The organism is Oceanobacillus oncorhynchi, from assembly GCF_000821065.1.
Lineage (GTDB): Bacteria > Bacillota > Bacilli > Bacillales > Amphibacillaceae > Oceanobacillus > Oceanobacillus oncorhynchi.
On the sequence record NZ_CDGG01000001.1, the window covers coordinates 2578843 to 2602935 of the forward strand.

Genomic DNA, 24093 nt, shown 5'->3' on the forward strand with positions numbered 1-24093 from the left:
ATAATTGGACATACCAAATGGGGATTTTTATACTAAATATAATAATCTTTAGGAGTGTCCAAGATGGTAAAACGATATGATAAAGAATTTAAAGTATATGCAGTAAAATTGGTAGTGGAAGATGGAAGAAAAGCAACCGAAGTAGCAAGAGAATTAGACTTAGTACCCCAGACGCTGCACAAATGGGTAGCCAGGTACAAGGAAGAACAAGAGGATAGTTTTGTAGGTAGCGGAAACCGCAGCCCCAAAGATCAAGTGGAATATGAAAAAGATAAGCGAATCCGTGATTTGGAAGAGGAGGTAGCTATCTTAAAAAAGGCAATGGGCATCTTCGCCAAAAAGTAGAGGTAATCTATGCATTTATCCATAAACACCGCCACGAATTTCGTGTCGAGAAGATGTGCCAAGTATTAGGTGTTTCCAAGAGCGGCTATTATGAGTGGAGAAATCGTCCTGTCAGCGATCGGGCCAACCGTAAACAAAAACTGACGGCCCGAATAAAACGTGTATTTATTGAGTCGTAAGCGGGAAATAATATGACGCCATGACAAATAGCCCTAAAAGGAGTAAACTTTTTGTAAAGAAGCTCCATTAGGGCTATTATGCTCGTTTTATATGTTTTGAAAGTGGCTTCACCTTGGCTTGGATATAAGGACTCCATGGAAAATAGTTTTCCCATTGTTCCGAGTCTTGAAAAATATTAAGCTGGGGAAGTTCCGTAAATAAAACGGTTAAGTATTCAAACGGATCAATTCCATTTTCTTTAGCTGTTTGGATAACACTGTATCCAATGGTATTCGCATGAGCTCCAGCTACGCTGGTTGAAAAATACCAGTTTTTACGTCCGACGGTGACAGGCCGAATGGAACGTTCTGCGAGATTATTACTAATGAAAAGGCGTCCGTCTGTTAAAAAGCGTTGAAGGGAATCCCTTAACTTTTGTGTATAATCCACAGCTTTTTGTAAAGGACCTTTCATTGTAACGAGAGCGTCCAGCCATCCCCAAAACTCCTTCAGTAACGGCTTGCTTTCCAGCTGGCGTTGCTGCAGGCGTTCCTCTGGAGATAAATCTTTCCATTGCCTTTCCAGCTTGAAAAGCTGGTCACAGTAATGGACGCCGACAGCGCCTTGTCCATTTGAATCATTGGTCTCTAAAAACTTTCTCCGAACATGCGCCCAGCACGTTTGAAGCTGCACATCTTCTAATTTTTGATAGACGGAATATCCATCACAATGAAGAAGTCCTTGAAATCCTTTGAGAAAGGTTTCTGCTACTTCAAACCGGCGCGTCTCGGAAGAATGGTAGAGAATAATGGGATGTTCGGCGGCTTCCGCTGTTCGAAATAACCATATCCTCGCATCGGCTGTAGCTGACTTTTCGTCTGCCCGGCGTAAAATTTGATAGGTCGTTTCATCAGCGGAGAGCACAGGTTCTAGAAGTAATTTTTCTCTCATTTGTTGGTACAATGGCTCCAGCCATTCTTCGGAACTTCGAATCGCCCAGTTTGCCAACGTTCGCCGGGAAACCTTCAATCCATATCTTGCCCATTCTTTTTCCTGACGATGATAAGGAATACTCATCTCCAGCTTTTGATAGAGATTACAGGCTAACACGCTCGGTCCAGCTAAACTTTTAGCTAAGGCTTGTTCCGGTGCTTTTTGTCGGAGAATGTGATTTTGACCGGTTTTCTTACAGGCTAAGCATTCATAAGCATGTTCATAATGTACATGTTTTACTAAATGAGCTGGGATAAACTCTAACTCCGTTCGAGCTTCTCGCTTCCCAAGATGTTTTAATGGGCTGGCACAGCACGAACAGACCTGGCTATCGGACGGAAGAGTGTGTTCTTCCACCACGATAGGCAAGTCTCTTGTGATATCGGCCCGCTGCCCTTGATATTTTTTTCGCTGATAAGAGATGGTCTCTATTTCAACGGCTTTGTCTGCAGGTTGCTCTGCCTCGCTAAAAGGGGAATTATTGTCTTCTTCGAAGAAGGAGAGTTGACCTTAAGGATTCTTTTCGGATGATGTTCCAAATAGTCGACGATTCATATTGGTCAGCTGGTTAATCAGCTGTTCAATTTGTTTTGCTTGTTTTTCATTTTGAATTGTCAAATGTTCGATTTGTTTCATCAGCTTCTTTTCCAATTCTGTCAACGTATTCACCCCCTGTGTCCAAATAATTTCTTTTATCGTACCACACTTTATCAAAAAGGGAAGAAAAAATTTTTAAAAAAATTTCTCTCCCCCATGATTAAGTGAGGACACCTAATTTGGCAGGTTGAATTTTTTGTTTTTGATAGATGGAAAAACCGTCAAACAGCCACTCGATTTGTTTTGGTGTCAGTTTTTCAACGTCGGTTTGCGAACGCGGCCAAGTTAACTTTCCCTGATCGTATCGCTTATAAAGTAAATAAAAACCTTCTCCATCAAACCAGAGAGCTTTAAATCGATCCGTCCTTCTCCCGCAGAATAGGAAAACAGATTCATCTAAAATATCTAATTGAAATTGACTGGTGATTACGGAAGCCAGACCATCAATGCCTTTGCGAAGATCTGTATAGCCACAGACTAAATAACAATTTTTCATCTGGGAGAAGTCAACCAGCATGGTGGCACACCTCCTTTATCAAGGCAACTGCCAAAGATTCCTGACAACCTTCAAAAATTGTTAGCTGTAGAGAATGACAAGAAACTTCCGCTACTGGATTTACAGGCGTAGAGGAAGTTGATGCTGGGATCGTTACGGGAACAATCGGGTTTTCCTTCATGAAAACACTACCTCCTATTACTTGTTAAATCCAAGTATAGAGGTAGTTCCGTTATAATAGAATGCGGTCTATTATTTCCCGCTTACGAAGTATAGGCCCTTTAAAATATTGGAAAGGTGTTAAAATACTTAAATAATCAATGGTGCCTACTATTTCGATGATTACCATTAAAGCGTAGGTTAGAATAACAAACGACGCAGAAGCTATTATAACAAAAAAAGTTGGAGTAATTTATGAAACTTATTTAGTGTTGATAAATATACAATTCAATATGAGGAATTCACGCTTCATAGGATAAAGAAGATAATAAATTCACGGTCATCCTTGAAGATTGATAAAAGAAGCTTTCACCAAACGCATGTCATTCATTTAATGAAAGCCTCTTTGTATTGTAGGAAAGTATATCTAACCAGAAATATAAACTACATTTTTAATTTCTTACAATTCTTGATGTTAATTATTAAAAACCCTGAATATCAATTAATTACTTATACTTTTTGGAAACTAAATATTGAACCAAAGGAAAGATTATCATAGCTGAAACGAATACAGCTAATAAAAATACATTACTTGTACCGTTTACTATTTTGTCAGCAAGCACAGCTATCATTATAACGAAATATAAAATGGTGTAACTTATTTTCGACGCAATCACTGTAATTCTTTTTCCCAGTTCTTCATCTTGGAAAATACCATTCTTCTCTTCCTTATTCCCCCATGTCAGGGCATACAATAAAAACATAGAGAATACACTCATTGCCATTATTTCGAAAAATTCAATATTTTTCCCCGTAGTAATTTTAAAAATGATGTTTGCTAATACAACTAGAGTAACAATACTAAATACACTTATTTCAACCCTCTTACTCATTTTTTATCTCTCCCTCACTCAAAAATAGATTATCAACCTTAACTGCTAGGATTTTCGCAATATCAAAGGCTAATTTTAAACTGGGATCATATTTATTATTCTCAATCGCATTAATTGTTTGTCTGCTTACATTACATAAATCTGCTAATTTTCCTTGTGAGATATTTTTCTTTTCTCGATACGCTTTTATTCGGTTTTGCATATAAATACCACCCCAATCATTGTAAAACATCTTTTACACTTGGATTGTATAATAAGATAAAATGATTGTCAAATGTTTTTTACACCTTTTGTGTTTTAACCTTTCTTAACTTAATGAATTCCACACAATGATGCTGAATCTATTTTTCAGAGTAGGACAGTAATAAAGTTTGATTTCTAAAACGAAATATTAGCTAACAATTAAAGTATCATTTGATGTTAATTGGAAAGAAAATAGAAAAATGTTACACTTGACTCCCTTAAAGATTCAACAACTATGAAATATTGGACTGTGTACCTCAGAAAAATGCGAGTTTAGAAAAAGGAGTGAATTCAGAAGAAGATAACAATCTTAAAACTGGATAAATTCAAATTAAGTTAATGGATACTGAAGGCAATCCCAAAACTAGTGAAAATGGATGAATAATAACCTCAACTATTTTTAGGCTAATGAAGAGAGGAGAGAAAACAACTGATGCCAAAAACTCAAGTAAATGAAACGACGGTTTACTATCAATACACAGGAAAAGGAACGTCGCTCTTTTTTATTCCGGGTCTTGGAGCAGGAATTAATATGTACGAACCTCAGCAGCAATATTTCGAAACGGCGTATCAAGTCATTATTCCGGAATTGAGAGGAAATGGAAGGTCAGGAAGTTTAAATGGTGTTTCTTCAAATCAGGTGATGGACGTACAATGTCATGATATTTATGAACTAATGAACCAACTTAATATCGAGAGTGCAGTATTCATTGGTGTATCTTATGGGGGAGTGTTTTGTCAAAAGTTTGCCTTGTTATTTCCAAATAAGGTTAAGGGTCTTGTGATTGTAGATAGTTTTTGTGACACTAGAATGAAGTCAATGGGTGTAATGCGGGTTATAGCAGCTTATTCAGCTATTCCGATGTATTATCTTCCCAGAAAGTGGTTAGCCGCTATGACAGCGGGGAGTTATAAAAAATGGCCACAAGCGGCAAATAAAATGCAACAAATAATGCGATCTATCCGTAGAAATGAGGTAACTAAACAAAGACTTTATATTAATCGTATTAACTATACAACGTTTTTACCGAATATTCATTGTCCGGTCCTGCTTCTAAGCGGCAAACAAATGCCTTCGTCATGGATGGAACAAATTCATGAGCTTTTACCTGATTCAAAACTGATTTATATAGAAGATTCTTTTGATCCAAGTAATTTATGCCAGCCCGATGAATTTAATAAACATTTGAATGATTATCTCAATAAAATCCATTAATATAATCTATTCTTGTGCAGCAGTAACCTTTTTACTCTGTGGATAAATTAGTATTACAATTAATTTTATTTCAAAAGATATACATCTACCCGTGAAATTTGACATTATCATGAAATGATTGACTTTTAAAGATGATATATATATATTAGTAAATGAATAATCACTTACTAATGGAGGATATGATATGCGCCCAATTAAATATAGTGACGAACAAATCTTTTTAGGATTTTATACTGCAATTGCTACGCATGGTTATTCAAAATTGTCATTAGAAAAAATCGCAAAAGAAGCGAATGTTTCTACAGCGATCTTGTCAAAGCGATTTGGTTCAAAAAAAGGGTTGATACTCAGCTATTTTCAATATGCATTGGAACGAACAAGATTAGTTGTTGAAGAGAATCAATTAAAGGAAACCAATATTGATACGTTACGGAATTTTTTGACTTACTGGTCTGCTGAAAATGATGATGCTACTTCCTTAATGAGTATGATAGCTATCTATTTAGAAGGAGTACAGGACCAAGAGTTGCATGCTATTTCGCAAGAAAGGAATTTACTAATTGATAATGAGGTACAAAGGATTCTTCAAGCTAGTATAGACAAAGGAGAGATTGCAGAAATAAATGTAAAAGAAACATCCTATTTGTTGCAAGCTTCTATTTTAGGAGCAGTCATGCTATGGCTACACAAACAAGATAAATCGTTAAAGGAACTTATTGAACTTTGTATTGATCGGGTTATCGGGATAAATCATGGATAGGAAGGAGTCAAAGAAGATGCAAAGTAATTCATCAATAAATACGATGGAATTAATCATAAATGATATCAAAGTTCAATGCTTTACAGCTGGCGATACAGGTCCACCTGTTATTCTTTTGCATGGTGCTGGAGTGGATTCCGCCTCTATATCTTGGGGTGAAATAATAGGACCTTTGTCTGAAACAAATCGTGTATTTGCCCCCGATTTACCTGGGTATGGAATGAGTGATAAACCTGATTTAGAATATTCTCTATCATTTTATACAGAATTTTTGAAACAATTTATGGATGCCTTGAATCTAGAACAAGTTAGTTTGACTGGTTTATCACTTGGCGGAGGAATATCTCTCAAGTTTGCGTTGGATTATCCAATGTTAGTAGAAAAATTAATATTAGTAGATGCGTGGGGAATTTTCAACAAGTTGCCATCTCATCGTCTTTCCTATTGGTATACCAAAACTTTCTTCAACGAACTATCTTATAAATTGTCCAGTAAAAGCAGGGCATTTGTGAAATGGACACTGTTAAATAGTTTGATTGGAGATCCTGATCAGTTATCTGAAGAGCTCGTGGATGAGGTACAGGAGGTTTTAAAGGCTCCCGATGCGGGAAAGGCCTTTATTTCATTTCAAAGAAGTGAAATAACAAAAAACGGACTTCGTACGAATTTGGCGGGCAGATTTTCTGAAATAAAAAATCCAACATTAATTGTACATGGGACTGATGATACTAGTGTACCAGTTGAATATGCAGAACATGCACATGAAAGTATACAAGGCTCGGAGATTTATCTAATGAAAGGGTGCAAACATTGGCCTCAAAAAGAAAGACCAGATGAATTTACCAAGGTTATTAAAAATTTTTTATCGAAAAATGATTATTGATGCTTTGAATGCTCAAAATTCTTTTGTGTTTCCATATTTATAGAAATATTTTTGGATGTAACCTTTAGAAGGATGATTAGTTTAGGAGTTATTTGTATATTTACAAATCGACTCTAGTAATGGATTACCAAATCGTTCTGCTTCTATTTAAATAGTAAAGTGAATATGTTTTACCTGGTATACCTTAGTAAATGATAGTGGAAGAAAATGAATGCGATTACAATATGAATTGTAGTAAGTTGATGTAGTTTTTAATGATTAGCTTTATTATTAAGCTCCTATTCAAACGTCTGTATATGTTCGTAATATTTTTCTCATTTTGGATTTTGATAATCAAAGGCGGGAGGAAAAAATAATGCCCGAAAAGTTTAAAGTTAGAGACACTGTTGAAATTGGGAAGGAACTTGTCTATCCAGATGGAAGAACTGTTACTTTTCTGCAGGCAGGCCAGGATGAAGACGGGGAATATATAACATTAGGACACCGAATGACACAACAAGGAGCAGTTAATGGGGCGCACTCTCATCCTTTGTTGAAAGAAAAATTTATAATTATAAAAGGAAGAATGCGCTTTTTAGTGGATGGACAAGAAATAACGCTTGAGGCTGGAGAAGAAATAATCATTCTTCCCAATCAAGTTCATCAGTTTTGGAATGTAAGTGATGGTAATCTAGAAGTCATTCACGAAATTCGTCCACCGGGGCAACATTGGAAAATGTTCGTTCTAATGCACAAATTAGAGTGTGAAGGAAAACTAACAAAAAATGGGATACCGCGTAATCCACTCTGGCTTGGAGTTGCTTGGGAATGTATTGATGGTTACCTTAAGGGTCCGCCTAGGTTTATCCAGAAAATATTTCTTGGAGGGTTGGCTAGATTAGCTGGAAATCTTGGTTATAAAATATAAAATTGATATCAGTAACGCTAAGAGCAAGGTATAGTTGCTTTTCTTAAAAGAAGTAGTGAATGAATATTCTATATAGATAAGAAGTTATAAAAGGAAACAGCTTTCTTCTTTAATTGTTAGAATCATGTTCTTTTATGCTTAAAGATTCCAGAGCTCTAAAAAATAAGTTCGTTTATTGGTGAATGGATAAATTCCAATGTGGATTGTTTGTCAATACATTGTATTGACATTGTAATTGCTAATAACTTATAATGATTTTAACTATATTAAAGGAGTTAACAGCCAAATGAATACAAGCTTGCAAGTACGTATATCAAAAGATTTAAAAGAACGTTTTCAACAAGTTGCTAAGGAAAATAACAAAGATACCTCCACATTAATACGTGACTGGATTTCAAGTTATGTAGCTAAACATCAAAAACCTGACGAAGAGGTTGCTGCTGAGCTATATATGGCAGGATACGAATTACAACAAGTGTTAGGAGGCAGAGAATATGTTAGTAAGGAGTTTGCAAATCAACTCCAGGAATATTCCTTGACCGATCAAAAACAATTCTCACAATTAGTACTAAGTACTTATCTGGATCTTGAACTGACAGTTCCATCAATTGTTTCAAAAACGTATCAAGGTTTTGCTTATTCTCAAATGTTTTTGTTGGGTTTAGTTGGAGATAAGCCTGCAGGTTTTAACGAGAAGCAAAATAGGACCATTTAGAAAGTTCTTTATTTAGTGTATGGTCATAAAAATCATTTCTGGAGGTGATGTTGATGAAGTGAAGGATCATCAACTAATATAATATGCATCATGTGATGTATCAAACGTAATTGAAAAGTACCGCAAATTAGGTCCTCTGGTATATAGTATGCGAAAAATCATTCTGAGAGGGGAATTATTTATGGAAAGAGTAAATGTAATGATGGAAGACCCGCAAGCGATGGAAACAATGATGGGGTTTGACAAGTATTTAGAGAAAGTGAGCGTACCTCGAATAACTATTGACCTGATTTTAATTAGGGCATCACAGTTGAATGGGTGCGGATTCTGTATAGATATGCATACTAAAGAAGCTCGTAAAAATGGAGAAACAGATCAAAGAATGCTTGGCTTAAGTGGCTGGAAACACAGTACTTTTTATACGGATGAAGAAAGAGCTGCATTACAAATAACTGAAGAGTTGACAACATTACCTCATCAAAAAGTATCTGATGACGCCTATAAGGAACTCACAAATTACTTCAATCATAAACAAATTGGAGAAATTATCATGGCTATTGTGGCAATTAACAGTTGGAATCGTTTCGTTATTGCCCAAGGAATAAAAGCTCCATCGAATATATAGATTCTCCATGTCTAATTGAATATAGATCTAGAATGGAATTCGAATTAAGGTTGTTACTTTATTAGCGGGTTTTAGATCAATAAATGGAAAGTAATGATTCACTCGTATCGAACAACAGTGATTTTTCTAAAGATGGAGTGAAGGATTAATAAACGCACGTTTTTGATAATGGAACCAACAGAAAAGCCTAATTTTGAAGAAATTAGGCTTTTATATGAATCTAAAAAATATTCAATCAAGTAGGTACGTATTTTCTCTCTACGAAGTTCAATGGTAATATCAATCAGTACGTTTTCCTTTTTTGTTATAAGATTATTTTTCAACGTTGATTTTATTTTGATTATGTTTCCTTGGTCTGGTGCAAGAGCACACCGCTTGCAACTAAAAAAATTCCAATAATTTCTAAAATGGTTGGAAACTGATGAAGTACTAATATCCCTATCAATGTTGCTGTAACCGGTAATATAGAAAGTAAAATGGAGAAAGTCGATCTAGATAATTTAGCCATAGCCAGTTGATCACATACGTAAGGAATGACAGAAGAGCAAACGCCAACACCTAAAGCAGCCAAAAGTAAAATAGGAGATGTTATCGCTGGCAAAGCTCCATTTATCCCAATAGGTGTAACAGTAAAAAGAGCCACGACCATTGCTATACTCAGCCGATCAATGCCGGAAGAGCCACCATCACTGGCAACTCGGTGTCCAAGCATAATATAGATTATGAAAAATATACAGTTAGCGAAAGCAAAAATAAAACCGAGTGGGTCTCCTTCCAATCTGACATCTGTTAAGAGCCATACTCCTATTGCAGCAAATAGTAGTGCAACGACATTCCGTAGATTACGCACCCCCAGGGCAGCTAGTATAATGGGGCCTAAAAACTCAATTGCAGCAACCGTCCCTAGAGGAATTCGAGCAATAGCTATATAAAAACTGGCATTCATAAGTCCAAGAACGATACCGAGTCCAATAACAATACGCTGTTGGTCCCAGGTCAACTGAAAGAAACGGTGCCATGGACGCCGCCAGATCATAAAAAAACCAGCGGCTGTGGCTATTCGGAACCAGGCGACACCAAGTACGCTGATACTGGAAAAAAGAAGAACAGCAAAAGAGGGACCTAAGTAATGAAAAATAGCACTTATTAAAAAATAAATATGAGGGGGAACTCCATTTTTTGAAACCGCATTTTCTTTTGGCACATTATCTCCTCCTTAACTTCTCAATTTATATAGTAAAATAATAATCAATTATTTTACATGGCCTAATTAAGGAGGAAAATATAAAATGCCTAAACATTTAATGAATAAAAAGCTCTTTTCCTATGATTTTAATAAAAGTGAAATTGACGAAATTAATTTCAAAATTCTTCAAGAACTTCAACTGGAGCCTCGATTAACGATGACCGAATTAGGAAGAAGAGTAGGATTATCTTCTCCTTCTGTCACGGAACGTGTTCGGAGATTGGAGGAAAGTGAGGTGATAAAAGGATATTCATTAGATCTGAATCCTGCTGCCCTTGGATTACCAATAGGGGTTTATATTCGTATACGTCCTAACTCAGGAAAACTTTCAATAATTGCTGAACTAGCGTTATCTATTCCTGAAGTAGTAGAATGTCACCGAATAACTGGTGAAGATTGTTTTATTCTCAAGGTATATATACCGGCAATAGATCAACTCGATAGAATTTTAGATCAGTTTCTCTTATATGGCTCTACTACCACAACGATTATTCAGTCTTCTCCAGTTACAATGAAATCACTTCCGATTGAAGAGATTGATGAGAATGTTGGAAAATAAGAATCTGAAATAAAGTATATAAAATAATAAGAAGGCGGGGCAAAAGGCTAATTGCAGTTATTTTTATTTCAATATTAATTTAATCTATCTTTGAGAACCAGCCATTAACAATGTGTTTCTATTAAAACAACAATAATTGGAGGTAATATTAAATGGAATTGAATGTTGTACTTGTACACAGCCCCATAGTTGGACCTAACACCTGGGCTCCGGTCTCACGAGAACTACGACGGAGAGATATCAGAACCATTGTGCCAACTCTCCCCAGCATAATTGAAAAGTCAACTCCTATTTGGACTCAGCACGTTCAGGGAGTAGCAAAGAGATTAGAGGCCATTTCAAATAATCAACCAATCGTATTAGTTGGGCATAGCGGAGCCGGTCCCTTACTGCCTGCAATTAATGCATACAGTCCTCATCCGATAGCAGCTAATATCTTTGTAGATGCAAGTCTACCGCACGGGGGAAAGAGCCAGCTTGAAGAGATGAAAACAAGTTCATCTGCGCTAGCATCGTCATTGAAAAATCACTTGGAAGCAGGGAAATTTTATCCTGAATGGACCGATAAGGAATTGTCTGAAATCATCCCAGATGGATTTCGTCAAGGTGTACTCGCTGAGACTCGACCAATGGGACTTCCTTTTTTCGAAGAACCTATGCCTTACTATCCTAATTGGCCTGATGTGCCTTGTGGATATATTAAATTTAGCCAAGCCTACACAGAGCCTGCTGAAAAAGCTCAAAGTTATGGTTGGAGATACGATGAATTTGATGCAGGGCATTTTCATATGCTGGTAGAACCTAAAGCTGTTTCGGATTCACTAATTAATCTCATTGGGTTGTTATGCCCTCAATAGAAACAAGAAGGATTTTCAAAGGTTGTTACCTACATTGCTGAAATGAAGGAATTCTATGGTTTTTTTATGTGGAATCATAACACTTCTTGAACGTATAAAAGGAACAATCAACTAATAACACTAACACCAAAAATATTACTAATTATGGGAGAGGATCATATCGAAAAAAAGATTAATCTTGTAGCATTATCGGGAAGTATTCGGAAACAATCATCAACCCAAAAAGCGCTTTATAGCCTAAAAAACTTTATACCTGAAAATGTTGACTATGGAATATACAATGTTATTGAAAACCTTCCGCATTTTAATCCTGAATTAGATGGTGACCAACCGCCGGAAGAGGTACAGGTGTATAGAGAGTTACTTTCGAGAGCAGATGGGGTCATTATTTGTACACCTGAATATATAAAGGGGGTTCCCGGTGTTTTGAAAAATGCACTTGAGTGGTTGGTATCATCTGCTGAGCTCTATACAAAACCAGTAGCAGTCATTACAGCTTCAGGTAATGGGGAGAATGCTCACCAAGCATTGCAACTTCATTTAAGTATGCTAAATGCGAATGTATTCAAAGGTGGATTATTATTGATTTCAGGAGCAGATAGTAAATTGAACGCAGATGGGGGATTTGTAAAAAGTGAGGTCAACGCCTCATTAAAATTATTAATCTCTAAATTGATTGAAGAAATTAATAAGAAAGAAGCTTATAAATAGTTCGTATATTAAATAAAAATAGTTGACTATTCCAAATTGATGATTGCCTTCTGGGATCGGATTATTGTAATGTACTTTTACTAAGTCTTAACAGCTTTGGAGACAAATCTGTTTTAAGACTATATTATGAACTACACTACCTTCTATCTCAGGAATTGAGCATTGGAGTTTTGCGTTTCAAAAGTTATTGATGGAGGGGTCTAAATGGACATTGATTTAAAAGAATTTAACTTAACAACACCTGATTCCGGACCGTATGGGATAGGTGTAGCACAAGATGGAAAGATATGGTTTACGCAACATAAAGCAAACAAAATTAGTTGTCTGAATAAAACTGGTGAGATTCAAGAATTTACAGTCCCCACTAATGATGCTCAAGTGATGTGTTTAATTGTATCTTCCAGTGGTGACATATGGTTTACAGAGTATGCTGCCAATAAAATAGGAAAGCTCACACCATCAGGTGTTTTTGCAGAATATCCCCTGCCACATAAAAACTCCGCACCTTATGGTATAACTGAAGGCTTAAATGGTGACATATGGTTTACGCAATTGAATGGAAACCGAATAGGGAAATTGACAATTGATGGTGATATGTATGAGTATGCTCTTCCGACTAAGGGTTCTTTTCCTTCAATTATTACTTTAGGTTCTGATCATGCACTTTGGTTCACTGAAAATCAAAATAATATGATTGGTAAAATGACTGATACTGGGGAATTAACAGAATACCCTCTTCCGACACAAAAAGCAGGGCCGGTAGGCATCACCAGTGGTAACGATGGTGCACTCTGGTTTGTCGAAATAATGGGTAATAAAATAGGGAGAATCACGACTGCTGGAGAAGTCAGCGAGTATAAACTTCCAACTACAAATGCACGTCCACATGCGATCATTGCGGGGGAAGGCCATGAGTTATGGTTTACTGAATGGGCTTCCAATCAAATAGGCAGGATGACAAATGATCGATCGATTTTTGAATATCAGATCCAAACAGAAAATGCAGAGCCACATGGTATTGCCTATGATAAAGATGGTTTCATATGGTTTGCGTTACAATGTAACAAAATTGGCAGACTTAAATTGGGTAAATAAAACTGGAGGGAACATTGTATATGAAATCACAAAACCAATTAGGACCTAATCCAGAAGAGATACATCCTATTAAAAGTAATAAGCATGTTCAGTTTATTAAACCGTCTCTAACAAAGCCTAATATTGTAGTGGGGGATTATTCTTATTATGACAGTAATGATGGTGAAAACTTTGAAGACCAAGTTCTTTATCACTATGAGGCCATTGGAGATAAGTTATTGATAGGGAAGTTTTGTTCAATTGGACCAGGTACCACATTTATAATGAACGGAGCTAATCATAGAATGAATGGTTCAACATACCCTTTCAATCTTTTCGGAAACGGTTGGGAGAAATATGCCCCTACATTGGAAGATTTACCTTACAAGGGAAACACAGAAATTGGGAACGATGTTTGGATTGGAAGGGACGTAACAATCATGCCAGGGATAAAGATAGGAGACGGAGCTATTATTGCAGCAAAGTCGGTTTTAGTGAAAGACGTAGAACCTTATACAGTTGTCGGTGGTAACCCTTCACGATACATTAAGAAAAGATTTTCTGAAGAAAAGATTGCAGAACTAATGGAAGTAAGGTGGTGGGATCTAGACATCAAGCAAATAAATGCAAATATTGATTACATTCTAGATGGTGATGTAGAAAAGCTTCGACTAAATTTGAGGAAGAAATAAGGAAACCTTCAACTCAATAAAAAAAATCTTCGCTAAATGGATCTTACGCATTGATGATCACGGTCAAAATTTAAGAATTATTTTTTTATCTGCCGCATTTCTTCTTTGAAAAATGCGGCTTCTTATCTTCAAAAGTAAAACAACTTTATTATAACTTAACAAGTAAGCGGGAAATAATATGACGCCATGACAAATAGCCCTAAAAGGAGTAAACTTTTTGTAAAGAAGCTCCATTAGGGCTATTATGCTCGTTTTATATGTTTTGAAAGTGGCTTCACCTTGGCTTGGATATAAGGACTCCATGGAAAATAGTTTTCCCATTGTTCCGAGTCTTGAAAAATATTAAGCTGGGGAAGTTCCGTAAATAAAACGGTTAAGTATTCAAACGGATCAATTCCATTTTCTTTAGCTGTTTGGATAACACTGTATCCAATGGTATTCGCATGAGCTCCAGCTACGCTGGTTGAAAAATACCAGTTTTTACGTCCGACGGTGACAGGCCGAATGGAACGTTCTGCGAGATTATTACTAATGAAAAGGCGTCCGTCTGTTAAAAAGCGTTGAAGGGAATCCCTTAACTTTTGTGTATAATCCACAGCTTTTTGTAAAGGACCTTTCATTGTAACGAGAGCGTCCAGCCATCCCCAAAACTCCTTCAGTAACGGCTTGCTTTCCAGCTGGCGTTGCTGCAGGCGTTCCTCTGGAGATAAATCTTTCCATTGCCTTTCCAGCTTGAAAAGCTGGTCACAGTAATGGACGCCGACAGCGCCTTGTCCATTTGAATCATTGGTCTCTAAAAACTTTCTCCGAACATGCGCCCAGCACGTTTGAAGCTGCACATCTTCTAATTTTTGATAGACGGAATATCCATCACAATGAAGAAGTCCTTGAAATCCTTTGAGAAAGGTTTCTGCTACTTCAAACCGGTGCTTTTTGTCGGAGAATGTGATTTTGACCGGTTTTCTTACAGGCTAAGCATTCATAAGCATGTTCATAATGTACATGTTTTACTAAATGAGCTGGGATAAACTCTAACTCCGTTCGAGCTTCTCGCTTCCCAAGATGTTTTAATGGGCTGGCACAGCACGAACAGACCTGGCTATCGGACGGAAGAGTGTGTTCTTCCACCACGATAGGCAAGTCTCTTGTGATATCGGCCCGCTGCCCTTGATATTTTTTTCGCTGATAAGAGATGGTCTCTATTTCAACGGCTTTGTCTGCAGGTTGCTCTGCCTCGCTAAAAGGGGAATTATTGTCTTCTTCGAAGAAGGAGAGTTGACCTTGAGGATTCTTTTCGGATGATGTTCCAAATAGTCGACGATTCATATTGGTCAGCTGGTTAATCAGCTGTTCAATTTGTTTTGCTTGTTTTTCATTTTGAATTGTCAAATGTTCGATTTGTTTCATCAGCTTCTTTTCCAATTCTGTCAACGTATTCACCCCCTGTGTCCAAATAATTTCTTTTATCGTACCACACTTTATCAAAAAGGGAAGAAAAAATTTTTAAAAAAATTTCTCTCCCCCATGATTAAGTGAGGACACCTAATTTGGCAGGTTGAATTTTTTGTTTTTGATAGATGGAAAAACCGTCAAACAGCCACTCGATTTGTTTTGGTGTCAGTTTTTCAACGTCGGTTTGCGAACGCGGCCAAGTTAACTTTCCCTGATCGTATCGCTTATAAAGTAAATAAAAACCTTCTCCATCAAACCAGAGAGCTTTAAATCGATCCGTCCTTCTCCCGCAGAATAGGAAAACAGATTCATCTAAAATATCTAATTGAAATTGACTGGTGATTACGGAAGCCAGACCATCAATGCCTTTGCGAAGATCTGTATAGCCACAGACTAAATAACAATTTTTCATCTGGGAGAAGTCAACCAGCATGGTGGCACACCTCCTTTATCAAGGCAACTGCCAAAGATTCCTGACAACCTTCAAAAATTGTTAGCTGTAGAGAATGACAAGAAACTTCCGCTACTGGATTTACAGGCGTAGAGGAAGTTGATGCTGGGATCGTTACGGGAACAATCGGGTTTTCCTTCATGAAAACACTACCTCCTATTACTTGTTAAATCCAAGTATAGAGGTAGTTCCGTTATAATAGAATGCGGTCTATTATTTCCCGCTTACTAACCTTCAACAAGTTTTTTTATGAAATGCCAAAAAAAAGAGCAATATTTTAAGAAAAATTATTCATTAAATACAAAAAAGCCCAACTGAACATAAGCCAGGTGGGAGTAAGAATTTATACATATTATTAAATGGAAAATTCTATTTAAAAAGTTGAAAGCCTTAGTTCAAGAAGAAAACAAATTACGACAAAACAAAAAGTAAAAGTAGTATATGAGCTAAGGCACGATTATCCTGTGAAGGCATTACTCAAAATTGCCGGTATTCCACGTAACACTTATTATTATAAAATTAATACTTCTTTAAGCACTCAGATAAAAATTCAAAGTGAAAAAGGCTCATTAGTTCTATTTTTGAGAAGCATAAGGGCAGGTATGGTTATCGTCGTATCCTCTTTTTTCTTTAAAACTCACCATCCCTAAATAATCTTTGACACAAAGGGAATCTGCCTAATTATATAACTTAACAAGAAGCAAAGTGGTATCGTGATCAGAATCATAGCTAGAAACATGAAGGATGGTGGAAAGTGGATGACCTTCAATCCAGCCATAACAATAGCGATAATCGGTATATGAATGATATAAATCACGAAGGAATGGGCTGACAAGAAGCTCCAACTTTTTCCTTGACGAGAAACTCTTTTGCGAAAGAATATGATTAATCCGAGAATGACGCCAACACAAAATAGAGCTTCCCACAGAGAATAAACCAAAGATGCCCAGTTCCAGCCGCCAGAAAACTGTAATTCGTCTACCCCAAATATCAAGACTAAGGGAAGGAGATGAATCGATGCTCCAATTGCAATTCCAAAACCTGCCCTCCCCATAGAATCAGGGGTATTTCGAAACCAATTGCGTTGATAAGCGATGATGCCTAAAATGAATAGCCCGACATATTGTGGGAGATCATAGCCGCTTGCTGTAAATAGTCCAACGAATGCTCGAACCTTGGGAGATCCGCCTGGCAAGTCGAGAGCAGGGACCCACAGTCTTATGATGAAATACGATACTGCTAATATCATGACAAAGATGGCAAGCATTGTGTAGGTGGGTGGCTTACTCTGACGAACTACTGATAGCTTATTTTTACTCATAAATTTCGCCCAGACTGCGTATAAACAAACGAATACGAAAAGTAGCTCGACGTACCACATCGGCCCGTAAGTTAAATGTGAAAAATAGGTTTGCCATGTAAATGGCTCCTGGTTAAGCATATAGACTTCAATTGATTGAACTTGGCTAAGAATGAGAACGTAGAAGATAAACGGGACTAGGAACCGGATGAATCTATCTTTGATAAATCGGGTTGCTCCATTACGTTCAAAAGATGAAGGAACAAAATATCCGGAAATAAGAAAAAACGTCCCCATGAAAAAAGTCTGATTAAAAGCAAGGAATAGAAGGCCCATAACAGCCCCAATAGATCCTTGTGATAATACCTCGTTATAGATGGAAAAATACACTAAATGATGTAGCACTACTAACATTGTAAGAGCTGCCCTTAGGTTATCGATAAAGTATAACCGACCTTCCTTTTGGAGAGACGAGCTCCCTATATGTCTTGAATTCATAATAATTCTTATGTTCCCCTCTATGAATATTTAAAAATATATCTCAACGGAGCATCCGCCAAACTGGACGGCTATGTATAAGCCGTACTATTTGCTTTATATTTTAATTTTCTCTTTTAGTTGATCCATCTATTTTCCAAGAGGCTAAACCTATGATTCCGCCAACTACAATAAATATAATGTCCATAACAATTTCAAATCCCTGAAACGCATCAATATAATTTACCAAAAACCAACTTTTTCCACCATTAGTCAAATGATTGATTAATCCGCCTACTCCCTGTATAACAAAAAGTAGACCAAGTCCACTGATTATTTCTTTCATGATGAACACCTCATTAATAATTTTTTAATTTAATATGCCTCTAAGACCGATATTGAAAAAAACCGCACCTACTACTCCTATCGCTACCAACAGTGAGGAAATCGGAGCTTCATTTAATTTTGATCTAATTTTATTTAGAAATTGTTGCAGTCTCTCTTTAAACATAATATTTACCCCTAACAAAAGAAGAGAAGGAAGCACCATTACAAGATTGTAGCCAATTATAATAAAGATAGAAGAGGAAGGCTCAATTGTTAGGTGATTCATTAACAAAATTGAATAAAAGTAAGGCAAGGCAGTTACAAATTCAATTAGAAAAACAATGATACCTAACATGATCATCCATTTCATCGTTGTTTTTTGGGGTATAAATGAAATTAAACGTTTTTTTGTAGTATCATTTGGTTTACAGAAGCTAATTAGAGCCATAACTGCTCCAAAAAGGAGATAAAACCAATTGATAAAGTCAAATTCAGATAATTTTCCGATTCCTTTCAATAGTGAATCTCCACCAAAGTATAGGAATAAGCCCACTACGAAGTAGCCAAACTGCGTAATAAACAAAAAAACAAGCAAGCGAGAAGATAATTGATTAGGCTGTGTCAATAATAAATAAGCTGTTACAGCAAGTACACCAGGACTTAATATATCAATTAATGCGCAAATAGAAATAATTAGCAAAGCTATCGATGTGTCTATTGATGAAGAAGGCATCAATGCTTCAATACTTTCGATCAAATATAGAGTCCCTCCTTTTTATATGTTATAATTTAAATAACACAGTGTGTTAAAATTATAATAACACACTGTGTTAAGAAAGGGAAGTGATTTTTTATGGCAAGGATTGTTAATCATGAAAAAAAGAGGAAGTCAATTGCTGAGGCCGCTTGGAGTATTATTAAGAAAGAGGGAATCGAAAAAGCATCTATAAGAAGAGTTGCTATTGAAGCAGGTATGTCTGCTGGAGCGTTAAGACATTATTTTTCAACTAAGGATGAAATGTTATTATTTATCATGGATTATTATCTGGAAGAAGGGAAAAAACGTTCTCAAAGTAAAAGTTGGTCAGACAATCCATTGCAGGCGGTTGCGGAAGTTTTATTAGAGCTTATACCAATTGATGAAGAAAAGAAAATCGAAACGAGTGTTTGGTGGATCCTTGCACTTCAGTCACTTACAAGTGATACTTTAAAAGAAAAAAAAGATGAAATGACTAACGGTATGTATGAATTAGCAAGTTCAATGATCGAGATATTAGCTCTACAAGGGATTCTATCTGATTCAACTAATGTAAAATTAGAAAAGAGTAGGCTAGCGGCATTAATTGATGGATTGTCCATTCATGCTCTGTTAAGACCTGATGTCTATTCTCCAGAAAAGGTAAAGGAAGTAATCCGTTACCATTTAGAAACACTCTGCAATGAAAGTCAATTGAGTTAGTTGATCATGTATCTGAAGTTATAGTCCGTTTGTGTTATAACGAGATGCACTTCAAAGGGGCATTTTGTTGAACAGTTGCATGAAGTAGGCTTTAGTATATTACAGCTTTTCCTTCCATTACAGGCATAGCCGTCATATTTTTAGTAAAAATACAGTTCACGGATAAGCTTGTAACTAAGTTAAAAATAAATTATTTTAGAATGGCAGTAAATTAGATGAAAAATTCACATTTTTAATCATAGGTTTAAAAAATAGTTACTTTTCAATAAAAATCTGATAGGAAGTGTGAAAATATGTTGGATACTATATGTTTTTTCTGCAAAAATAAATTTACGATTAATCATTCTGATTCACAATATTAATTGCTCTTTTTAAAAATACAAAGACGAGCAGAATTTTCGAAAGTGTATTTTAAAAAACAAAAATTATGCAGCTTGTTGTTGTTGAATAAGCTCTGCTTGGATGCGATCCGCAGCTAATTTGGAAGCATTATAAATCAAAGCGACCATGTCAAAATGAACTTTTGCACGCTTTCCAGTGCGATAACGAACATTGTTTAGCTGATAGAACTCTTTCAGATAAGCATTAACACGTTCTACTGCTGTCCGTTGTTTGAAAATATTTTTCCAAGCTTTTGATCCTCGTGCTGGTGCGGTATACCTTCTTAAATCGGTAGTTATCTTGATTTTATACACTTTTTGACAGATACCTTCATTCGCAAGGGGACAGTCGCTGCATTCCTTTGGTCTGGTATATTTCAATGTTTCATATTTTGGATCAAAGCTGTCATATTTATAGGAATGTTCTCGCAAACAGGTTGGGACAAAATTCTTATCAAACCCGATCATTTCGCCTTCATTGCGCTTATTATAGGCAATGACAGACTGTTGACCCATGCGGTGAATCTGTTCATAAATCGGTTCAAAATCATAACCCGCATCCAATGTCTGGTAAGAAGCAGACGTAAGCGGAAGTCGTTGATCCATTCCCTTCAATAGGGCAATAGCGGCTTTCCCATCATTTAAGCTGCCAGATGAAAACAAAGATTGCAGAATATATTGGCTGGATGCACCAACTGCGAGGTGGGCTTTATAGCCAAACCAGTATTCATTTTTACCATCTGCATTCTTTTTCACACCCCATTTGGGGGCTATTGGCACTTCTGCACGCAAGATGTCTAACGGAACGTCTAACTGTGCTTCGATTTTCTTTTCATACAATGGCAGGTTTGCTTCCTTTTCCGCTTGGTCTTTAAGGTACTGTTCGCGTTCTTCTTTGGATTTGCGTCCGCGCTTTTTTGGCGTAGTTTCTGATTTTTCTCCTTTTTTGGCAGGAGCCTTATCTCGTGCTTCAAAATGGGTTGCATCAATGGCAATGACTTCATCGACAATAAACCCTTCGGTGACGGCTGCCAGCGTTACGCTTTCGAAGGATTTTTCTAAAATATCTGATTCACTCAATTTCGTTACCAAGCGGGAATAAGCAGCTTCTGATGGTGTAGAATCGGAAACAAGAAATCCGCAGTTCATTTTAAAGACAAAGTCATCATTTAGACGCTTGATTAAGTCTTTGATGGTTGGGATACGCTCAATATAGCGTATAAAAAAGGAAATAATCATCCCCGCATAATTTAGCTCAACAGGCGCTCCCAGGCGGGATTGCTTATTAATCGCATGATAAATACGATCCAGATCAATCGCTGAAATAATCGCTTCATATTTTTGGGTAGGTTCCATGTCATATAATTCTTGGATGACAAATAGACTCGGTTGTCGTATAATGGTCATAAGAAGTACTCCTCCAGTCTTTTTATGGTTTTCTGGGTAACTACCATTATACAAGATTTGGGGAGGTACTTCTTTTTTTATGTTTCAAAAAGCTTGGGACACAAGGGCTTTGAATTATGAAATTCACTCATATGTTAAATATTATAGTTTGAACAATCATTATTATGCTCTTTATTACTCGTTTTTGCCGGCATTATATTTCCAATCATCTATAGGTAGAATCATTGCTGTATTACTTCATGATTTCAATTTACTCACTATCTGTTGTTTATACTATCCAAAATTAATGGAACAAAATAAAACACCCCATGATATGATACTCGAACAAGTACATTTACTGATACTTTTGTATTCAGAGAAGGTCTATCTTAGTTATGAAAACTACCCAAAATCATAAAATCCACAACAATCCCGCTCACTGGATTTTCCGAACCCAATACACTTATGCCTAGAACGGTTACACCACTAATATTTGTAACATTGGCCGAAACATATTTTCCCGTAATGTTCTTCTCACGCATTTGCACTCTTGGTCTTGCATTTATCGTAGCATTTGTTGAATATACGCTCGATACCGCATAATCAATCGTATCTAATAATGGATTTCCATCTGCTAATCCATTGTCTGTGAAATAAAGTGTAGCTATCCCATTTGCATTTGACGTAGCCTGTCCATAAACCATTCGTTTTGCTCTCCTGCCTCATATATTTGAATAGCTGTCGGACCCAATGTAAAGAATTCAATACTCATAACTAATCCCCCTCGTACTCTTTAATGGAAATTAAAAAGCATGACAGTATAATGTATTCAAACTTCCAAAAAAGTGCGGTAATCTAAACAGACCTTTTCTTATATGAGGTATTTATGATGAAAATAGATAAATTTCTTTGTGCCCTGCCAGTATCTGGCGGGCACAAAGGAGTACTTATATTCTAGGTGTCAAATGTCCCTGAGGATGTTGCTGCGAAATTAACAACTTGCAGGATAACAGTTTGGTTTGCTGGAATGGACCCTCCGCCAGCAGGAACAGCAATGTCTAATGAGCCAGTCCCTGTAGCACCTGGTGTATATGTTGATATGCCTTGCATTTGCTCAACACCGTTAATTTCCACAGTGAAATAACTATTATCTTCTGCAAGTTCTGGAAGTGTCGTTACCGCTTCACCATCATCCCCCAGGAAACTTGCAGCATCAATAGATAAGGTACTTCCTGCTGCTGTATCTTCTGTTGTGATGTAAAAGAATTTTGCGGACTCAGGATTAACATCTGTGTCAATTGTACCGCTAATAGCGATTTTCATTAATTGAAGTGCCATATTCATTTTCACCTCCATTTTATATCAACCACATTTTATTCTATGAAGAGGAGTTGGAAATGCTTGGTCAGACGAATTAGTTCGTATTGAAAGTTAACAAAATGCCTCATTAAAAAAGGCATATTTATTACATAGCAAGGTAATATTATCCTTTAACCGTGACAAACAGAAGCGTAATTGGGGCATCCTTTGGAGGGAGGTCACTGGACTCTAAGTGAAGAATACCTTCCTCGACAGTGTAAATGGACGGGGGTTGCAACACTCCATTGACAAATAAATTAAGAGTGGAAACATTGTCCGGATCAAGTATATCACTGCTTCCATATTGCTTTAATGCATCTTTATTCGTATAAACCTTTTTCCCTTCTTCGGCAAGGGTAAGGTATTGGACCGTCTCCACTCCTATGGGGGTTGGTGTATATTCAGGGGATATATTGACTGTAATGGATGGATTAAATATAGGATTAAAGGTATTTGTATTGGATGTGTTATTTTTATTTCCCTCATGAATTTTTTTGCGCTCTTTACTGCAATGATGGCAGTGGCAATTTGAACAAGAATCCCTGCCGCGTAGCTTTCTACTATGATAATAGCTTTCATTCAACGGTATTTCACCCCCTCCTACGTGAAATTTTGATGTGTTGTTTTATATCTTATTTAAAAAGAAGGTGATTTGACTGTGCAGCTGGCTGTATTTGGCAAGTAAAAATGTATGTCCCTTGCTGTCCCGAATTATTGCTGTATGAATGATTCTTTGTAACGGAAACTTTCACGGTTAAAAAAGGAGTAAATGTGAATGATGAATAAGCCGGCCAATCACCGCTTCAGTTAATATTGGATTTCCTAAAACATGATTCCATTGCCCAAATGGAAGGTTAGTAGTAATCACCACTTTTATTTTCACAACACATAGAGATTACCTGAAACAATAACTCTGCACCTTTTTTAAGGAGAGGAATGTCTAATATAAGTAAATCCAGTCTATCAAGCTGTTTAATCAGCCTAGAGAGCTCGCCAGAAATAACTATAAAACATTATGCGTATTAATGGAGTAGAAATGATGAGTCACTTGCTGAAAAAATGCCAGTGAATATTCAGTTTAATCTTTCTAAGGAAACTTATGTGGATTTCAATGGAAATCAATACATTAAGATGGAATTGGTTCTTTGCCAAAAACTTGCCATAGAGAAAAATTTAGCTGAAAATAGTGATGGCAAGGGTTCTAGGTAGCTCACCGACAATTGAGTGAGAATAATTCACTAGTATGATTTGAAGTGAAAACGTTAATTTGGCAGTATTTTAGGGAGACATAAAATGGAAGAAATGATTAAAAATCAATAGATTCCCCGCCAAAATCCCGCAAAAGGAATAGGCAGGGAAGTAGGGTTACTGT

General features: G+C 36.6%; 30 protein-coding genes and 2 pseudogenes. 13 read left to right on the forward strand and 19 right to left on the reverse strand.

The window, feature by feature from the left end; all coding sequences use genetic code 11:
• Positions 1 to 63: 63 nt before the first annotated feature.
• Positions 64 to 521: pseudogene (locus tag BN997_RS23840) on the forward strand (transposase); the annotation flags it as partial.
• Between the two features lie 79 nt (positions 522 to 600).
• Here the strand turns inward: BN997_RS23840 and tnpC (BN997_RS12295) are convergent.
• The 6 genes from tnpC (BN997_RS12295) to BN997_RS12310 form a co-directional block, all read right to left on the reverse strand.
• Positions 601 to 1929 (reverse strand): IS66 family transposase, encoded by a 1329-nt coding sequence (gene tnpC, locus BN997_RS12295; protein WP_139089082.1) that lies wholly within the window; start codon positions 1927 to 1929, stop codon positions 601 to 603.
• 78 nt (positions 1930 to 2007) lie between these two features.
• A complete protein-coding gene (locus BN997_RS23220) occupies positions 2008 to 2157 on the reverse strand; it encodes a hypothetical protein (protein WP_175297040.1) in 150 nt (49 codons plus the stop codon).
• A gap of 97 nt (positions 2158 to 2254) precedes the next feature.
• The gene (gene tnpB, locus BN997_RS12300) at positions 2255 to 2611 is read right to left on the reverse strand and encodes an IS66 family insertion sequence element accessory protein TnpB (RefSeq protein WP_042528993.1); all 357 of its coding nucleotides are present in this window, start codon (positions 2609 to 2611) and stop codon (positions 2255 to 2257) included.
• Entirely contained in the window at positions 2601 to 2771 is a 171-nt protein-coding gene (locus BN997_RS23225) for a hypothetical protein (protein WP_175296996.1), read from the reverse strand. Before BN997_RS23225 ends, tnpB (BN997_RS12300) begins: the two co-directional genes overlap by 11 nt.
• Before the next feature lie 484 nt (positions 2772 to 3255).
• Complete coding sequence (locus tag BN997_RS12305; protein ID WP_042532651.1) at positions 3256 to 3642, reverse strand: hypothetical protein; 387 nt, start codon at positions 3640 to 3642, stop codon at positions 3256 to 3258.
• Positions 3635 to 3844, reverse strand: coding sequence for a helix-turn-helix transcriptional regulator (locus BN997_RS12310; protein ID WP_042532653.1), 210 nt, complete (start codon positions 3842 to 3844; stop codon positions 3635 to 3637). Before BN997_RS12310 ends, BN997_RS12305 begins: the two co-directional genes overlap by 8 nt.
• Positions 3845 to 4318: 474 nt before the next feature.
• Here BN997_RS12310 and BN997_RS12315 point away from each other — a divergent pair, with 474 nt between their 5' ends.
• From BN997_RS12315 to BN997_RS12340, 6 genes are all read left to right on the forward strand, one after another.
• Positions 4319 to 5101: an alpha/beta fold hydrolase gene (locus BN997_RS12315; RefSeq protein WP_042532655.1), complete on the forward strand. Its 783-nt coding sequence runs from the start codon at positions 4319 to 4321 to the stop codon at positions 5099 to 5101.
• Between the two features lie 184 nt (positions 5102 to 5285).
• Positions 5286 to 5861: a TetR/AcrR family transcriptional regulator gene (locus BN997_RS12320; RefSeq protein WP_040980355.1), complete on the forward strand. Its 576-nt coding sequence runs from the start codon at positions 5286 to 5288 to the stop codon at positions 5859 to 5861.
• Between the two features lie 16 nt (positions 5862 to 5877).
• Positions 5878 to 6744: an alpha/beta fold hydrolase gene (locus tag BN997_RS12325; RefSeq protein WP_042532658.1), complete on the forward strand. Its 867-nt coding sequence runs from the start codon at positions 5878 to 5880 to the stop codon at positions 6742 to 6744.
• A gap of 355 nt (positions 6745 to 7099) precedes the next feature.
• Entirely contained in the window at positions 7100 to 7651 is a 552-nt protein-coding gene (locus BN997_RS12330) for a cupin domain-containing protein (protein ID WP_042532660.1), read from the forward strand.
• A gap of 286 nt (positions 7652 to 7937) precedes the next feature.
• Entirely contained in the window at positions 7938 to 8366 is a 429-nt protein-coding gene (locus BN997_RS12335) for a ribbon-helix-helix protein, CopG family (RefSeq protein WP_042532661.1), read from the forward strand.
• Between the two features lie 181 nt (positions 8367 to 8547).
• Complete coding sequence (locus BN997_RS12340) at positions 8548 to 8991, forward strand: carboxymuconolactone decarboxylase family protein (RefSeq protein ID WP_040980361.1); 444 nt, start codon at positions 8548 to 8550, stop codon at positions 8989 to 8991.
• A 340-nt stretch (positions 8992 to 9331) separates the two neighbouring features.
• On the opposite strand, the gene BN997_RS12345 is transcribed toward BN997_RS12340, so the two are convergent.
• A complete protein-coding gene (locus tag BN997_RS12345; RefSeq protein ID WP_042532663.1) occupies positions 9332 to 10195 on the reverse strand; it encodes an EamA family transporter in 864 nt (287 codons plus the stop codon).
• Positions 10196 to 10280: 85 nt separating this feature from the next.
• On the opposite strand from BN997_RS12345, the gene BN997_RS12350 reads away from it, so the two are divergent.
• The 5 genes from BN997_RS12350 (at position 10281) to BN997_RS12370 (ending at position 14130) form a co-directional block, all read left to right on the forward strand.
• On the forward strand, positions 10281 to 10796 hold the full coding sequence (locus tag BN997_RS12350) for an Lrp/AsnC family transcriptional regulator (protein ID WP_084612932.1): 516 nt from the start codon (positions 10281 to 10283) through the stop codon (positions 10794 to 10796).
• Positions 10797 to 10948: 152 nt separating this feature from the next.
• Positions 10949 to 11653 carry an alpha/beta hydrolase gene (locus tag BN997_RS12355; RefSeq protein WP_042532665.1) on the forward strand — a complete coding sequence of 235 codons (705 nt, stop codon included), beginning with the start codon at positions 10949 to 10951 and terminating at the stop codon, positions 11651 to 11653.
• Positions 11654 to 11797: 144 nt separating this feature from the next.
• Complete coding sequence (locus tag BN997_RS12360) at positions 11798 to 12364, forward strand: NADPH-dependent FMN reductase (RefSeq protein ID WP_042532666.1); 567 nt, start codon at positions 11798 to 11800, stop codon at positions 12362 to 12364.
• A 204-nt stretch (positions 12365 to 12568) separates the two neighbouring features.
• Positions 12569 to 13459 (forward strand): Vgb family protein, encoded by an 891-nt coding sequence (locus BN997_RS12365; protein ID WP_042532668.1) that lies wholly within the window; start codon positions 12569 to 12571, stop codon positions 13457 to 13459.
• Positions 13460 to 13479: 20 nt separating this feature from the next.
• Positions 13480 to 14130: a Vat family streptogramin A O-acetyltransferase gene (locus BN997_RS12370; protein ID WP_042532670.1), complete on the forward strand. Its 651-nt coding sequence runs from the start codon at positions 13480 to 13482 to the stop codon at positions 14128 to 14130.
• A 242-nt stretch (positions 14131 to 14372) separates the two neighbouring features.
• Here the strand turns inward: BN997_RS12370 and tnpC (BN997_RS12375) are convergent, their stop codons facing one another.
• The 7 genes from tnpC (BN997_RS12375) to BN997_RS12400 form a co-directional block, all read right to left on the reverse strand.
• The gene (gene tnpC, locus BN997_RS12375; RefSeq protein ID WP_139089084.1) at positions 14373 to 15080 is read right to left on the reverse strand and encodes an IS66 family transposase; all 708 of its coding nucleotides are present in this window, start codon (positions 15078 to 15080) and stop codon (positions 14373 to 14375) included.
• Positions 15049 to 15561, reverse strand: coding sequence for an IS66 family transposase zinc-finger binding domain-containing protein (locus BN997_RS12380; RefSeq protein ID WP_042532672.1), 513 nt, complete (start codon positions 15559 to 15561; stop codon positions 15049 to 15051). Before BN997_RS12380 ends, tnpC (BN997_RS12375) begins: the two co-directional genes overlap by 32 nt.
• Before the next feature lie 97 nt (positions 15562 to 15658).
• Positions 15659 to 16015, reverse strand: coding sequence for an IS66 family insertion sequence element accessory protein TnpB (gene tnpB / locus BN997_RS12385; RefSeq protein WP_042528993.1), 357 nt, complete (start codon positions 16013 to 16015; stop codon positions 15659 to 15661).
• Entirely contained in the window at positions 16005 to 16175 is a 171-nt protein-coding gene (locus BN997_RS23230) for a hypothetical protein (protein ID WP_175296996.1), read from the reverse strand. The genes tnpB (BN997_RS12385) and BN997_RS23230 overlap by 11 nt, the downstream gene beginning before the upstream one ends.
• A 504-nt stretch (positions 16176 to 16679) precedes the next feature.
• Positions 16680 to 17831, reverse strand: a complete 1152-nt coding sequence (locus tag BN997_RS12390; RefSeq protein WP_042532674.1) for an acyltransferase family protein — start codon at positions 17829 to 17831, stop codon at positions 16680 to 16682.
• A gap of 103 nt (positions 17832 to 17934) precedes the next feature.
• The gene (locus BN997_RS12395; RefSeq protein WP_042532676.1) at positions 17935 to 18156 is read right to left on the reverse strand and encodes a hypothetical protein; all 222 of its coding nucleotides are present in this window, start codon (positions 18154 to 18156) and stop codon (positions 17935 to 17937) included.
• A gap of 24 nt (positions 18157 to 18180) precedes the next feature.
• Positions 18181 to 18894, reverse strand: coding sequence for a GAP family protein (locus BN997_RS12400; protein ID WP_042532678.1), 714 nt, complete (start codon positions 18892 to 18894; stop codon positions 18181 to 18183).
• Positions 18895 to 18990: 96 nt separating this feature from the next.
• Between BN997_RS12400 and BN997_RS12405 the strand changes: the two genes are divergently transcribed.
• Positions 18991 to 19596, forward strand: a complete 606-nt coding sequence (locus BN997_RS12405) for a TetR/AcrR family transcriptional regulator (protein ID WP_042532680.1) — start codon at positions 18991 to 18993, stop codon at positions 19594 to 19596.
• A gap of 425 nt (positions 19597 to 20021) precedes the next feature.
• On the opposite strand, the gene BN997_RS12410 is transcribed toward BN997_RS12405, so the two are convergent.
• From BN997_RS12410 to BN997_RS22575, 5 genes and pseudogenes are all read right to left on the reverse strand, one after another.
• Positions 20022 to 21383 carry an IS1182 family transposase gene (locus BN997_RS12410; protein ID WP_042532681.1) on the reverse strand — a complete coding sequence of 454 codons (1362 nt, stop codon included), beginning with the start codon at positions 21381 to 21383 and terminating at the stop codon, positions 20022 to 20024.
• Between the two features lie 368 nt (positions 21384 to 21751).
• Positions 21752 to 22066, reverse strand: coding sequence for a hypothetical protein (locus BN997_RS12420; protein ID WP_226894787.1), 315 nt, complete (start codon positions 22064 to 22066; stop codon positions 21752 to 21754).
• Between the two features lie 250 nt (positions 22067 to 22316).
• Positions 22317 to 22700: a DUF4183 domain-containing protein gene (locus BN997_RS12425; protein WP_042536064.1), complete on the reverse strand. Its 384-nt coding sequence runs from the start codon at positions 22698 to 22700 to the stop codon at positions 22317 to 22319.
• A gap of 145 nt (positions 22701 to 22845) precedes the next feature.
• Positions 22846 to 23304: a DUF4183 domain-containing protein gene (locus BN997_RS22935; RefSeq protein ID WP_175297041.1), complete on the reverse strand. Its 459-nt coding sequence runs from the start codon at positions 23302 to 23304 to the stop codon at positions 22846 to 22848.
• 128 nt (positions 23305 to 23432) lie between these two features.
• Positions 23433 to 23710 (reverse strand): annotated as a pseudogene (locus BN997_RS22575) (ATP-binding protein); the annotation flags it as partial.
• Between the last annotated feature and the right edge of the window lie 383 nt (positions 23711 to 24093).